Annotated in this window: 11 protein-coding genes; 5 read left to right on the top strand and 6 right to left on the bottom strand. The window is 69.6% G+C overall.

The window, feature by feature from the left end; translation table 11 throughout:
- Positions 1-201: 201 nt before the first annotated feature.
- Positions 202-2,646: an FtsX-like permease family protein gene (locus H1226_RS03315; protein ID WP_258345938.1), complete on the bottom strand. Its 2,445-nt coding sequence runs from the start codon at positions 2,644-2,646 to the stop codon at positions 202-204.
- On the bottom strand, positions 2,643-3,407 hold the full coding sequence (locus H1226_RS03310) for an ABC transporter ATP-binding protein (protein ID WP_258345936.1): 765 nt from the start codon (positions 3,405-3,407) through the stop codon (positions 2,643-2,645). The genes H1226_RS03315 and H1226_RS03310 overlap by 4 nt, the downstream gene beginning before the upstream one ends.
- Positions 3,408-3,527: 120 nt before the next feature.
- Between H1226_RS03310 and H1226_RS03305 the strand changes: the two genes are divergently transcribed.
- From H1226_RS03305 to H1226_RS03290, 4 genes are all read left to right on the top strand, one after another.
- Positions 3,528-4,706: a sensor histidine kinase gene (locus tag H1226_RS03305; RefSeq protein WP_258345934.1), complete on the top strand. Its 1,179-nt coding sequence runs from the start codon at positions 3,528-3,530 to the stop codon at positions 4,704-4,706.
- Complete coding sequence (locus H1226_RS03300; RefSeq protein ID WP_224957916.1) at positions 4,703-5,350, top strand: response regulator transcription factor; 648 nt, start codon at positions 4,703-4,705, stop codon at positions 5,348-5,350. The genes H1226_RS03305 and H1226_RS03300 overlap by 4 nt, the downstream gene beginning before the upstream one ends.
- A 113-nt stretch (positions 5,351-5,463) precedes the next feature.
- Entirely contained in the window at positions 5,464-5,826 is a 363-nt protein-coding gene (locus H1226_RS03295; protein WP_258345922.1) for a hypothetical protein, read from the top strand.
- Positions 5,827-5,970: 144 nt separating this feature from the next.
- Positions 5,971-6,195, top strand: coding sequence for a hypothetical protein (locus H1226_RS03290; protein WP_258345919.1), 225 nt, complete (start codon positions 5,971-5,973; stop codon positions 6,193-6,195).
- Between the two features lie 1,376 nt (positions 6,196-7,571).
- Here the strand turns inward: H1226_RS03290 and H1226_RS03285 are convergent.
- Both H1226_RS03285 and H1226_RS03280 read right to left on the bottom strand, forming a co-directional pair.
- The gene (locus H1226_RS03285) at positions 7,572-7,790 is read right to left on the bottom strand and encodes a hypothetical protein (RefSeq protein ID WP_258345917.1); all 219 of its coding nucleotides are present in this window, start codon (positions 7,788-7,790) and stop codon (positions 7,572-7,574) included.
- A gap of 855 nt (positions 7,791-8,645) precedes the next feature.
- Entirely contained in the window at positions 8,646-8,957 is a 312-nt protein-coding gene (locus tag H1226_RS03280; RefSeq protein WP_258345914.1) for a helix-turn-helix domain-containing protein, read from the bottom strand.
- Between the two features lie 625 nt (positions 8,958-9,582).
- Between H1226_RS03280 and H1226_RS03275 the strand changes: the two genes are divergently transcribed.
- Positions 9,583-10,338, top strand: a complete 756-nt coding sequence (locus H1226_RS03275; protein WP_258345912.1) for a class I SAM-dependent methyltransferase — start codon at positions 9,583-9,585, stop codon at positions 10,336-10,338.
- 64 nt (positions 10,339-10,402) lie between these two features.
- Here H1226_RS03275 and H1226_RS03270 read toward each other — a convergent pair whose 3' ends face one another.
- Positions 10,403-11,812, bottom strand: a complete 1,410-nt coding sequence (locus H1226_RS03270; RefSeq protein WP_258345910.1) for a GGDEF domain-containing protein — start codon at positions 11,810-11,812, stop codon at positions 10,403-10,405.
- 828 nt (positions 11,813-12,640) lie between these two features.
- Positions 12,641-13,147, bottom strand: a complete 507-nt coding sequence (locus tag H1226_RS03265) for a class I SAM-dependent methyltransferase (protein WP_258345900.1) — start codon at positions 13,145-13,147, stop codon at positions 12,641-12,643.
- Positions 13,148-13,194 lie beyond the last annotated feature (47 nt).

Below are 13,194 nucleotides of genomic sequence, written 5' to 3'. Positions count from 1 at the left end.
CGCGGCACGGCGGACAGCCTCCTCGACGGGCGGCGGCGCGCCGGAACGGGGACCTCCGCACCGCCCGCGGACCGTCGTCGCCGCGCCCCGTCGTCGCCGCGGACCGTCGTCGCCGCGGACCGGCTCGCGCTGATCGAGGCGCCCCCGGCCCGGACCGCTTCCTCCACGCGCACGAGGAACAGCGCACCGGCGACCGGACGGTCAGTCCTGGCGGGTCGCGGTGGCCGGCGGGGTTCTGCTGGCACGCCACGACGGCAGGAGGCCGGCCGCTCCGGCGACCACCACGAGCCCGGCGCAGGCCGCCAGCAGCGCCAGGACCGGTATCGCCAGCGGCGCCTCCGGAACCAGCGCGGTGATCAGCAACGTGCCCAGCGCGATCCCGTGCGGCGCCCCGAAGACGACACCGAGCAGCCCGTACAGCGCGGACTCACCGACCCGGACGCCCAGCAGCCCGCCGCGGGACAGGCCCACCGCGCGGAGCATGCCGCTCTCCCGGCCGCGCTCGACGACCGACAGGCTCGCGGTGGTGCCGACGCCGACCAGGGCGACGAACACGGTCAGCGCGATCAGCGCCAACGCGCTGCCGGTGAGCTGCCCGACCAGGTCGGACTGCTTCGCGCGGAAGTCGTCGAGCACGCTGACCTCCAGCTCCGGCCCGGTGCTCCCGTGCGCGGCGACCGCGGACTGCGCCGCCGCCAGGTCCCCGCGGGCGGCGTCGAGCACGACGCCGGTCGGAGCCGGGTCGACGCCGAGGGCGTCGAGGTCGGACGGGTGCGCCAGCACCAGCGAGCCGCCGACGCTCGACCCGACGACCACCGCCGCGACCCGCACCTCCCGGTCACCGAGCCGGGCGGAATCGCCCGCGGCGAGCCCGGTCTGGCTCGCGAAGGCGTCCGACACGACGATCGTGCCGGGTTCCGCGTCCTGCAGGGACCCGTCGGCGGCGGTGCTCCCGGCCGAGCCGGACAGCCGGGTGACCGGCAGGTCCGACACCTCCAAGCTCGTCGGCCCGCTCGGCACCTCCAGCCGCAGCCGAGGCGCGCGGAACGGGATGACCGAGCGCAACGCGGGATCGGCCGCCAGCGTCGCAGGCAGGTCGGCGGGCAGCACCTCCCCTTCCGGTGCGCGCACCTCGATGTCGGCGGGGTACTGCGCAGCCGAGCTCGCCTCGCTGTAATCGCGCAAGGTACCGCCGGCGGTGAGCGCCGCGAGGAGCAGCGTCGCGGCCAACGCCACCACCGAGGACACCGACGCCGCGCGACGCGGCATCCCGCCCGCGCTGCGCACCGCCAACGTCGCGACCGGACCGAACCGCCGCAGCAACCGGTGCGCACCGGCGAGCACCGGTCGGGCCAGCGCCGGCGCGAACGCCAGGTATGCGCAGAAGCACGCGGCGACGGCCAGCACGCCGTACAGCATGAGATCTTCGGTGCTCCCGTTCGGGCGGTAGCGCGACAGCAGCCCGCTGGACACGGCGAGCACCACCAGCAGCACCGCCGCGGCCAGCAGCGCGGCACCGAGCACGGTCCGGAGCGCGGTCCTGGCCGCGCGCTCGCTCGCCCGCGTCGTCGACCGCAGCGCTTCCAGCGGGGACACCCGTGCCGCGTCCCGGGCCGGGGCCAGCACGGCGAGCACCACCGCGAGCACGACGCCCACCACCACCGAACCCAGCACCAACGGCGAGGGGGTCACCGCCGAGACCGGCGCGACCAGCGGCACGAGCAGCCCGGCTCCGACGGCCAGCAGCGTCCCGGCACCTCCCGCGAGCAGGCCGGTGAGCGCGCCCTCGGCGACCAGCGCCCGGCGCAGCCCGCCCCTCGTGGCGCCCAACGCGCGCAGCATCGCGAGGTGCCGGGTGCGCTGCGCGAACACGATCCGGAAGGCGGACACCGCGACCATGGTCGACGCGAGCGACGCCACCAGCACGAACGCGCCGAGCACCGCCGAGACCTTGTCGACCGTTTCCATGCTCTCGCTCAACTCGGCCTGTCGCGCGTTCTCCGCGGACTGCACGGCCAACGTCGTGGGCTGGGCGCTGCGCTGGATCGTGGGCAGGTCGCCGGTGAGATCAACGCGGGCCAGCTCCGCACCGGTGCGGGCGAGCACTTCCCGGTCCGGGGCGTAGAGCGCGAGCCCGTCCGCGGACGGGGAGTCCACCAGCGCGGTCACGGTGAGCGGCTGCGGTGGGCCACCGTCCGGGTCCGCGAACTCGACCTCGTCGCCGACGCGCAGGTCGAGCCGTTCGGCGGCGCGGGCGGACGCCGCCACTTCCCCCGGTGAACGCGGATACGCACCCTCGTCCACCTGGACCCGGCTCAGCGGCCCCGCTCCGGGATCGGCGGTGAGGTCGACCTCCACGGCTCCGACCAGGCCCGATCCGCTCACCCGGCCGGTCGATCCGGTCACGCCCGCCAGTCCCTCCGCCCGATCCAGCTCGGCGGGCCCGAACCCGGACGGGGAGCGCACGACCGCCGACGCCGCCTCCGGGATCGACGTCAGATCGTCGGTGATCGTGCGCAGCGCGATGTCCCGGCCGAGCAGCGTGGCGGTGATGAAGAACGCGGCCACGGCGATCGTCACGCCGCACAGCAGCAGTCGCACCGGAGCGCGCCGGACGGTGCGCAGGTGCGGGACGACGGCGCTCATCGGACCTCTCCCAGCAGCCGCATGGCCTCCGCGATCCGCGCGGGGTCCGGCTTGGCGAGCGTGTCGACGAGCCGCCCGTCCGCGACCAGCACGACACCGTCGGCGTACGAAGCCGCCACGGGGTCGTGGGTGACCATCACGACGGTCTGCCCGAGTTCGCGCACCGACGTCCGCAGCAGGTCCAGGATCTCGCCGCTCGAGCGCGTGTCCAGGTTCCCGGTGGGTTCGTCGGCGAAGATCACCTCAGGCCGGGTGAGCAGCGCCCGGCCCAACGCCACCCGTTGCTGCTGCCCGCCGGACATCTCCGCGGGACGGTGCCCCAACCGGCCCGACAGCCCCAGCCGCTCGGCGAGCTCGCGGACCGCGCCGCGTTCCGGCCTGCGCCCGGCGAGCTGCACCGGCAGCACGATGTTCTCCTCCGCGGTGAGCTCGGGAAGCAGGTTGTACTGCTGGAAGACGAACCCGATCCGTTCCCGCCGGATTCGGGTGAGCTCGTCGTCGCCCAACGTGGCCAGGTCGACGCCACCGATCAGCGCGCTCCCGCCGGTCGGGGTGTCCAGGCCCGCCGCGCACTGCAGCAACGTCGACTTCCCGGAGCCCGACGGCCCCATCACCGCGGTGAAGCTCCTGGCGGGGAACCGGACGGACAGCCCGTCCAGCGCGCGGACCTCCGCCGGGCCGGTGCCGTAGGTCTTGACGAGGTCGACCGCTTCGACGGCGTAGGACGCGCCGGGTCGCGCGGGTCGGCTGTGTTGGTTCATGTCTCGAACCCTGCCGAGTCGCGGGTGCGGTCCGCCTCCGTCCGCAGACCGGTTCACCAGCGCGTCACTCTGCCTTTCGGCTGATCCCGGCGGCTGACCCCGCTTGTCTAGGGTCGGCGCATGGTGTTCCCCGGCAAGCCCGCATGGCAGTCGTTGCTCTGGCTGTTCGGCATCCTCGTGACGACGCCCGTGACGATGCTGCTGGAGTTCGTGATCTTCGAGGGCTTCGACGGCACGCGGTGGCCGCCGGCCGTGATGTTCACCGGCGGGTCGGTGGCCGCGGTGGTCCTGCTGATCGCGCCGCGGCTCGGACCTCGTGCGCTGCCCGCGGCCGCCATCGGTGCCGCCGTGATCTCGGCGGCCGTGTACTACCCCGCTTACGACGCCAGGGGCTGGCCGGAACGCCCCGACCTCGGGTTGCTGCTGCTCACGCCGACCGCGGCGCTGCTGATCCTGCTCGGGCTCGTGGTGTGGCGGGCGGAGAAGCGCTGGGCGATCGCCACCGGGGTGGTCGTGTCCGCGGTCGTCGTGGCCCAGCCCGCGATCGGGCGCGGCCGGTTGACCGAGGTGGTGATCGGATTCCTGCTGGTGTGCTGCGTGACGCTGTCCTGCACGATCGGCCTTGCCGCCCGGCTGGCCCGCCGGGCGCGGCAGCGCCAGATCGAGCACGAACGGCTGATCCAGCGCACCGACTTCGCCCGCGACCTGCACGACTTCGTCGGCCACCACGTGACGGGAATGGTGGTGCAGGCGCGCGGCGCGCAGGCGATCGCGAAGCGGTCGCCGCAGCAGGCGCTGGACGCGCTGGACAGCATCGCCGAGGCCGGTGCCGAGGCGATGGAATCGCTGCACCGCATGGTCGGGCTGCTGCGCGCCGACGACGGCGGGACCACCGCGCCGCCGATCACCATCGACGAGATCTCCACCATGGTCGAGCGGTTCAATCGCGGGCCGGGACCGGAGGCGCGGCTCCAGCTGCCCGACTCCACCGACGGCATCCCCGCCGACGTCGGCACCACCGCGCACCGGGTCGCCCTGGAAGGGCTCACGAACGTCCGCAAGCACGGCCGGAACGTGACGACGGTGCGGATCGACGTGGAACGCGCCGAATCCGAGCTGGTGGTGCGCGTCGGCGACGACGGCGAGGTTGGCAAGATCTCCGGCAGCGGATTCGGTCTGCGAGGCCTGCGCGACCGCGTCGCCGAAGTCGGCGGCGAGTTCGAGGACGGGCCCGCCCCGACGGGCGGCTGGGTCCTCGCAGCCCGCATGCCGCTGCCGTCGAACGGAGGTACCGCGTGACCATCAGAGTGCTCATCGCCGACGACCAGGCGATGATCCGCACCGGCTTCGAAATGATCTTGGGTGCCGAGGACGACATGGAGGTGGTCGGCACGGCGTCCGACGGCGTGGAAGCGCTGGAGATGGTCGCGCTGCACCGGCCGGACGTGGTGCTGATGGACATCCGGATGCCCCGGCTGGACGGTCTGGACGCCTTGCAGCGGATCAACGCCACGGGCGCGGTGGACCCGCCGAAGGTCGTGGTCGTCACCACCTTCGAGGACGACGAGTACGTGCACCGCGCGCTCAACGGCGGCGCCAGCGGCTTCCTGCTCAAGACCGCCAGCTCCGCGTTGCTGCTCGAAGGCGTGCGCGCGGCGGCCTCGGGTGAAGCGCTGGTCAGCCCCGCGATCACGGTGAAGCTGCTGCGCAACCACTCCCCCGCCGAACCCCGCGCGAACCGGCCGAACCCGCTGTCGGCGCGCGAGGGGGAGGTCGCCCAGCTGGTCGCCACCGGCGCCACCAACGCCGAGATCTCCGAGCAGCTGTTCCTGTCCCTCGGCACCGTCAAGACCCACCTGTCGAGCATCCAGTCCAAATTGGACCTCCGGAACCGGGTGGAGATCGCCGCGTGGGTCTGGCAGTCGCAAGGGGTAGGCCGATAGTCATAGGGATTCCCGCGCGAACCGGTCGTCCGACCGATCCGCGACCGAGCGGGTGGCCAATAGCGTTCGGTCTCGGAAGATCGAACGCCGTTGCGCGAAGGAGCTCAATCCCCATGAAGCGTGCACTCGTGCTGGCCGTGCCGGCACTCGCCCTCGTCGGCCTCACCGCGTGCGGCGGTCCGCCGGAGCAGACCGCCTACGAGGTGACGCTGGAGGTCTCGGGTCCCGCCGGGGCGACCGGCACCGTCCAGAAGTCCACTTCGGACTCGCAGGAGCAGCCTCCGGTGCAGTTCAGCGTCCCGCACAAGGACACGTGGGTTCCGATGGGCGGTCCGGCGGAGGTCGTCGTCACGCCGGACTCCCCTGATTCGGCCCTCACCTGCAAGGTGCTGGTCGAAGGCGAGGAGCGGGTGACCGAGACCGGGCAGCCCGGCCAGCCGGTCACCTGCGCGCTGACCATCGACGGCCCGGCCTGAGGCTCCGGCCTGCCGATCGTGGGCCGGTTCGCACACCGTGCCGGCGTCGCCCTCGGCTTCGATCGACCAGCAGTGAACATCCATTTTCTCGAAAGGCGGCCATTCGCCGCCGCCTTCGGGATGCCCACTCGGAAAGGAACTTCCATGAGCATCCGCAAAACCATCACGGCCCTGGCACTGTGCGCGGCCGGCATGTCCGTCGCAGGCGCAGGCACCGCACTCGCCGAAGAAGTCGTCGGCGAATTCCCCACCGCCCAGGCCTGCTCCGACAAACTCCAAGAACTCGCCGACCAAGGCGACCCCGGCCCGCTGTTCTGCGCGCCCGTGACCGACGACCAGAACGGCCCGAACAACCTCATCCGCGACTGACCCCACCACCTGGTTCCCCCGCCGACTTCGGCGGGGGAACCGGTGTTTTCGGGCCGGTCCCGCATCATCCGGACGATCGGGTCGCCGTGGTCGGGGCCGCCCCGGCGACCGCCCGCCGGGGCGTCGGGCGAGCCGAGATCAATCGCTCCCGACCTGCCCCGAACAGCAGTCGGCCCCATCGACGAAGATCGCCGATGGGGCCGTCACCTGCTTGAACGCTGGTGCGCGATACTGGGATCGAACCAGTGACCTCTACCGTGTCAAGGTAGTGGCCCCTCGATTCTGACGAGCACGTTCGCGCTCCGCCGCAGGTCAGCGACCCTTGTTCCTGCTCGTCGCGACGAGTTGCCACGCGTTCAGCCGCGTTCCCGTCGCCATCAGATCGCCATCTGAACTTGTACGAGGACCACCGTGCAACGGAAAATCGAACCCGAGACGAGTTGGTGATGCGCCCCTTCGTCGATCGGCGGATAGGCCACGAGCGGGTCGACGTTCTCACCGCCACAGCCCGCGACCAGAGGCGAGGCCGAGCACGGAACAGCTGACGCGTCTCGTCGACGACCCAAGGGATCGCGACCGCGACCCAGTCGTCGGTGCGCAGCGCCTCGACTACCGCCTCCTCCGGTCCCACGCCGGTCAGCATCGGTCGGCGCCGCTGCGGGTGCTCCGGCCGCTTTCGAAAGGGAAATGATGTACACCTAGCGCACGAGAGCCGCCGAGAAACACCGCCGATCCGTGACCGTCGCCGAGGTGACGGCGAAGTACCAGCGCGACGAAACTCTGGTGATGGTCACCGCATACGACCTGAATCGGGCAAGAGCATTTCGCCGGGCACGCACGTGTCGGAGCAGGTCGCGGACGCCCGGATGAGCAGCGCGGGCCGGGACAGGGCGGCCTCGTTTCCAGGCCCCTTATCTGGTGGGTAGACAGCCGACTCCGAGGTCCGCTGTTGGAGAGTGGCCGAGGGGCCTGGTGTGCGACGTCCTGGGCCCCTCGGCATCGCGGCCTACCGACGCGTTTCGTCGATGCGGAGCGCAGCACCAAGCGCGAAGAACGCCGGCGCCCACTCCCCGACGAAGATGCCCCACCTGTCGGCACGGGCGACGTCCTCAGCTTTCCGGGAAGACACCCAACTGGCCACGCTCAAACCGATCGATACCACTCCTGCCGTGAACAAGTGGTCTGAGCGGACTCCGCAGTTCCGCAACGCTGTCAACATCGCCATCCCCCTCGTGTCCTGCTCGGCATGGTGTCTTGCAATGTCCAGCATGGGTACTGTCGCTCCCACGCGCATCCCGCAGCTTCCAGATGAGGCTGTACCCCTGAGGACAGGGTGAGCGAAGGAGCATGCAACGTCATGTCTCGGTGTGACGGACTCACTCGATAGCGGTGACGGCGAATGCAGCGAGTCCCGCGGCCAAGCCCGGATAGTCGGGCGCTTCCGCAGCCATCACCGTGGTCCAGTGGTACAACAACTCGGCCTGCCAGAGCACCCATACCGCGTCGTAGGTGTTATGCAGATCGACGCGGTCGAGCATGTTGACCAGCTCCTCAGCACTGCTCAACGACGCGGTCAACGACACCGGCAACTCCACAGACCCCACGGTAGAGCTCGATCACTCCCAGCTGAGATTCCGCGGTGACCTCGCAAGCCGAGTACACCCGGGAGGCCTGCGGGCCGACGGACCGCTCACCCGACCACGCCCGAGATCGGACTGGCCATGGCGTCACGGCGCCGTTCGTCATCGAAACACCCGTGATAAGGCGCTGAGGGCGAACAAGCAGAGCGCGCTGGCCGCGTCTATCGTAGTGTTGGCGAAAATGATGGACAGGCCGCTCGCTGCGGCGACCGCAAGCATGCTGGGGCGGAAATTCATGGTCCGCATAGAGACTACGATGCAGTCGAGGGACCTCCCAGCCCATGCGTACGTACCGGGCGCACGCGCACAGGACTGAGGCGGGGAAGTGCGATCGGCCCGAAAGTTATCTGCTGATCGACAGCAGTATTCGGCTGCGTGCAAGTCCACGAGTAGCGGCTGCTAGCGATGACCGCAGCTTCGAGCAGAGCTGAGGGCACCGCGGTCGCGCTCGCGAGGTGACGCGGGCTACAACTACCTCCGCTGTGTCACCGTTCGGCGGCTACGGGAAGCAGGGCAGGTACCTGGCCCCCACGGAGCAGGAGCCGACTCAACTCGGCACGACTCACACATCGCGGACGGTTCAGCCTCCGGTCTCGGGCCCCGGATTGATTCTTAAGGTATCTGCTGTTTGTTCAGACTGCGGAAACCAGGGCCGTCGATGACTAGCGCACGAGCACGTCGGTCCCCGCGTCCGGAGCGATCAATCGAAACCATCTTCGGCCATTTGTGTGAGCATGCGCCAAACGTGAACTCCGCAACATGCCCGCTACGCTCCACGCGCGATCTCGACCGCGTCCCAGCAGGAAGGGTTCAGCCCTGCTGTTCCACAGACGCCGCACCCAGCTGAGCGAGCTGATCTTCCAACGCGATGATGCGGCAAGCACCCCATACCGGCATGCCCTGATCAACCAGCTCACGCACCCGCGACGCCCGTCGCAATTGCGCACGCGAATACCGCCGATGCCCCCCGCCGGATCGCACCGGAACCACCAGCCCCGTCCCCTCCAACGACCGCAGGAACGGCTGCGTCACGCCCACCATCTCCGCCGCCCGGCCCATCGTGTAAGCCGGATAGTCGGCGTCCTCGAACTTGTCCTCGATCTCGGCGCGCTCCTCGCCCATACACCCTCCCGGTCCCTCGCGAACAAGGGCCCCGGTGCACCGTCGGTACACCGGGGCCTGGAGGGAGATATTCCAGTCAATTACCACTGCCGCTCATCCACCAACGAACACGAGGACGACGCGGCGCCGAACCTTGCGATACGACACCCACCTCCCTTCCCGCACCCGCAGATGACCTTCACTCGACCCTAAGGCGGAGGCCGCTCTGCGCGTCTCCGCCTGCCCGGTCGACCATCGCGTCAATCAACCGATCGCGCTACTACATCCTCTTCTACTTCCTTGAGAGGAAGGCTAGCACCGCTATGGCGTCATGTCTACACCCACCGCTGCAGATATTGTCCACTTCGAGATCGGCCGGGTCGCTCTCGTGCTACAACGCTCGTTCGAACTTCCCTGGCGGATGGTGCGACCGTGTGCGGCAACGGAGGATGCGCCCGGGCGAGGTCGGATCGCACATCGGCGCACGTTGCGCGGATCGGTCGACGAGCAGTGCGTCGCCTCACAGTGGCGAGAGACCGCGCGAGCTGCTCGCATCGACAAGGGCGGAGGAAATCCGAGGCGGCATCGCCGCGCGGAACGCCGATTCGTTCGCTCGTCGGCCGAGGGACTGAGGGGAGTGCGGCCAGTGACCTTTTTCCACATGCTCGAGCCGTCCGCATTCGATGAGTCGACGTCGTCGATCCGCAGCGTGCAGTCCGAGGTCGACGACTACGACGCGCTCGACGACGCGTTCTGGTGGGACCACGGGTACCGCCACCTACCCGACCATCTGCGCATCGTGCCCGGCGACCGAGTCCTCGACGTCGGCTGCCGCACGGGCAAGTCCGCGCGCTGGCTGGCCGCTGCTCATAGCGCGCAGGTGCTCGGAACGGACCCTTCGCCAGCGATGATCAGAACGGCCGAGGAGAGACCGACGCCCGGAGTCCGGTATCGACGAACCCCACGAGGATCCCTGCCCGGCATCCCGGACTCCTCCGCGGACGCCACCTACGCAGGTTTCGTCGTCAGCTGCGAGTTCCTCGACCATCTGGTCGAGGAACTCTTCTCCGAAGTCTTGCGCGTCCTGCGGCCCGGTTCCCGCTTCACCGTCCTCGATAGCAACCCTTCGGCCGTCGGCATCCACTTCCCAGGGGTCGTTTACGGCCCACCCGGCCGATCTCCCCGTCCAGGCGAGGTGGTGCCCCTCAGCCTCCAACGGCGCGACGGCACGTGGACGCGCTCCCGTCGGCTTCACCGACCGCTCGGATCAGTTCGCGGAATGCTGGAGTCCGCCGGGTTCACGGTGGACCGAATGGACGTGCCGCTGGTCCGCACGCTCGCGCAATCCTCCTCCCAACCAGCCGTTCACGCGCCGTTCTACCTGATCACGGGCCTCACATGACAGGTCGATGAGGAACTCGGAGTCGAGTCACCCCCAGACGAAGACCTCAGCCGCGGCACGCTGCCTAACCTTCCGGCCGTTCAGCCCGCTTGGCCGAGTACATCGCCGCATCGGCTCGGCTGAGCGCGTGGTGCGCCGTGTCGTTCGGTTCGAGCGGGACGTACCCGAAGCTGGCGGTGATCTGGTACTTCTCGCCGTCCAGCAGAATTGGCTCGGCCAGGCGTTCGCGGAGCCGGGAGCACAGCGCTTCCGGGTCGGCGGGTGCCGGGTTGAGCAGGACCACGAATTCGTCCCCGCCGAGGCGGGCGAGGGTGGCCCTACCGTCGAGTTCAGCCCGTAGCGTGGTAGCCGTCGCCAGCAGCACGGTGTCGCCCGCTTGGTGCCCCCACCGGTCGTTGACCTCCTTGAACTGGTCCAGGTCGATGTAAAGCAGGCCGAGGGCGGTGTGCTGGGCGTGGGCCTGAGGTAGGGCCTGTCCGAGGACGTCCAGCAGAAGTGTCCGGTTCGCCACCCCGGTAAGCGGATCGTGCGTGGCGAGGTGACGCAAACGCTGATGGACCTCCTGCAGCCGACGCGCTGTCATGAGCTGTCGCACCACGACCAGGCCGACGACCCCGAGGAGGAAGTAGACCTCCGCGGGACGCGGGCTGTCGATGGTCGCTCGCACGGCAGTGAACGCGCACACCGCCGCCAGCGGGACGTAGGGAAGGACGAGTGGGGGGAGGTTGGTCGCCACGCGGGACAGTCCGTTCTCCGGGGCGAGCGCGGCGACAAGCACGAGGTAGGGCGCCATCATGTACCCCACATCGGCAACGTTCGGCGGAGCAGGGCTGTTGTTGCTGATGGAAAACGCGTAGAGGGCGTCCGAAGCACCGATCGCGATGAGCCCGGCCAGCAGCCACGCCAGCGGAAGTCGCCAGCTGCGACGCAACAGGACCGATATGAGCACTGCGAGAACGATGAGGACGAGATCGGCCACCGCATAGGACACCGCCAGCAACACCTCGCCGAGACTGGCGGATCCGCGTTCCACGGCGGCACCGAACGTGACCTGCCACACCAGGCCGAGCAAGCTGGTCGCCACGATCAATCCGTCGATCACCAGGACGCGCGGGCGCGTGATGGCGTCGGTGGAACCGGTGCGGGCATGCTCGTTCTTGGCGATGTGCAGCAATGCGAAGAAGGTGAACACCGGCAGTCCCAGGTAGAGCGCGTTCTCGACATCTGGGAAGGTCGCTGCCCGCATGTCCACGCTGCGATGCCACGTCCATACGGCTTGCCCCACGCCCCAACCGAAGAGGGCAAGGGCCATGAGCGGCCGCCACCACCGACCCGTGCCCGACGCGAAAGGTGCTCGGCCAGTCCAGGCGAACGCGACGGCGGCCGCGAGGGCACCGACGAGGCCCGTGAAATCCGCTACGGCCCACCTAACGGGTTCCGCGAGCGCGCCTGACATGACCAGCGCGGTGGGCACGGCCACCACTGACATGACGAGCCAAGCCGTGCGGGGCCACCTCCACGACATCGGTTCGTTCTCCTGCCTGCCCCGTCCGCGGCGGACCGCGGGTTCACATCCGGCCTGAGCGAGCATTTGTTCAGGCGGAAGCTCGGTTCACCGGTCGGTTCCATCCTTTTCATCGCATCCGGTGACGGCGAGCTATGCCTCGCGGGCACCCGGGTGCCGCAGGTCACAGGGGCGGTCCTACTCCCGCCTTGCCGAAATTGCGGCGTCCGGATCATGCCCATCGCGTTGCGCACATCCACTGTTGCGGAGTTCGGCGGACGCTGCGCTCGAATTGCTCCGCACGTGATCCCGCTGGCCTGAGTCAGCCGGGTACCAATGCCTCTGCCACGGCGGGAGAATGGCTCATCTGGCCGCCCGCTGAGGAAAACGAATGCCCTGTGCCCTTCCAGGAAGCATCGATCACCGTCCCGACGAGCACGCGGCATCCTCCGCCCCGACTGCCGTCGGGTGCCGGGTCCGCGGTTCGGACGCTGTGATGCACGCGGTCCGGCTCGGCCTAGCTTCTGACAAGCGGTCTGCGGGCGCTCACGATCAAGAACGGGGGTCGTGCCGTCGCTGCGTGCCATCGCTGCCGTCGTTCCGGCTCAACCGGATCGCCCTCCGCCCCGTTAGCAGGGTCCAGCAGCGGCTCGCACTGCTCGCGGTCCTCGAACCCGGCCTCGCCCAGCACCGAATCGTAAGTGGCGCGCGACCAGTAGGTGTCGGTGATCGAGCTCCAGCTGCCGTCCTGCCGCCGCATCCGGACCGGGAGCCGATCCCCTTCGGAATAGCTCACGTCTAGTTCGCCCTGTACCAGGTCTCCGAAATCCACTCCCGTGGTGTCGGGATGGCTGTCGAGCAGCACCACGCGCCCCCGGGCCGTACTACGCGTGCGAGTTCGGCGACCACTGCCCGCAGTGCTGCCATGTCCGGCAAGCACACCGCCAGGAAAGCGGCCCACGCCGCATCGATGGAGTCGGTGGGGAGACCGGTGCGGTCTGCCGGCCTGTGGATGAACCTGGTGTGTCCCGCCGGGTCCGCACCGCGCCGAGCCGCGCGAATCATCACCGACGATCGATCCACGCCGACCACGGCGCTGGCGGTGTGCTGCGCGATCCATGACGTGACCGTCCCGTCCCCGCACCCCAGGTCCAGTAAAGTCTGGCGCTCTCCGTCGAACCGGTCAGGTGCGAGCAACTGCGGCAGGGCGCGATAACCAAGCCGCCACCACAGCGCGGTGTCGAACTCCGCGAAGCGCTCCGCCACCCCATCGGCGTTCCAATCGGTCAAGTAGTCCTCGGTCATGATCGCAACACTAGGAGAGGTCATCCTGCGCGGCCGCTCGAACCGTC

Source organism: Saccharopolyspora gregorii (assembly GCF_024734405.1).
GTDB lineage: Bacteria > Actinomycetota > Actinomycetes > Mycobacteriales > Pseudonocardiaceae > Saccharopolyspora_C > Saccharopolyspora_C gregorii.
This window is presented reverse-complemented; position numbering and strand designations above follow the sequence as displayed.

What these genes read in the sequence shown, in the direction of transcription:
- H1226_RS03290 (WP_258345919.1), top strand. Translation starts at nt 5,971, where the DNA reads ATGAGCATCCGCAAAACCATCACGGCCCTGGCACTGTGCGCGGCCGGC.
- H1226_RS03295 (WP_258345922.1), top strand. Translation starts at nt 5,464, where the DNA reads ATGAAGCGTGCACTCGTGCTGGCCGTGCCGGCACTCGCCCTCGTCGGC.
- H1226_RS03310 (WP_258345936.1), bottom strand. Translation starts at nt 3,407, where the DNA reads ATGAACCAACACAGCCGACCCGCGCGACCCGGCGCGTCCTACGCCGTC.
- H1226_RS03265 (WP_258345900.1), bottom strand. Translation starts at nt 13,147, where the DNA reads ATGACCGAGGACTACTTGACCGATTGGAACGCCGATGGGGTGGCGGAG.
- H1226_RS03305 (WP_258345934.1), top strand. Translation starts at nt 3,528, where the DNA reads ATGGTGTTCCCCGGCAAGCCCGCATGGCAGTCGTTGCTCTGGCTGTTC.
- H1226_RS03280 (WP_258345914.1), bottom strand. Translation starts at nt 8,957, where the DNA reads ATGGGCGAGGAGCGCGCCGAGATCGAGGACAAGTTCGAGGACGCCGAC.
- H1226_RS03315 (WP_258345938.1), bottom strand. Translation starts at nt 2,646, where the DNA reads ATGAGCGCCGTCGTCCCGCACCTGCGCACCGTCCGGCGCGCTCCGGTG.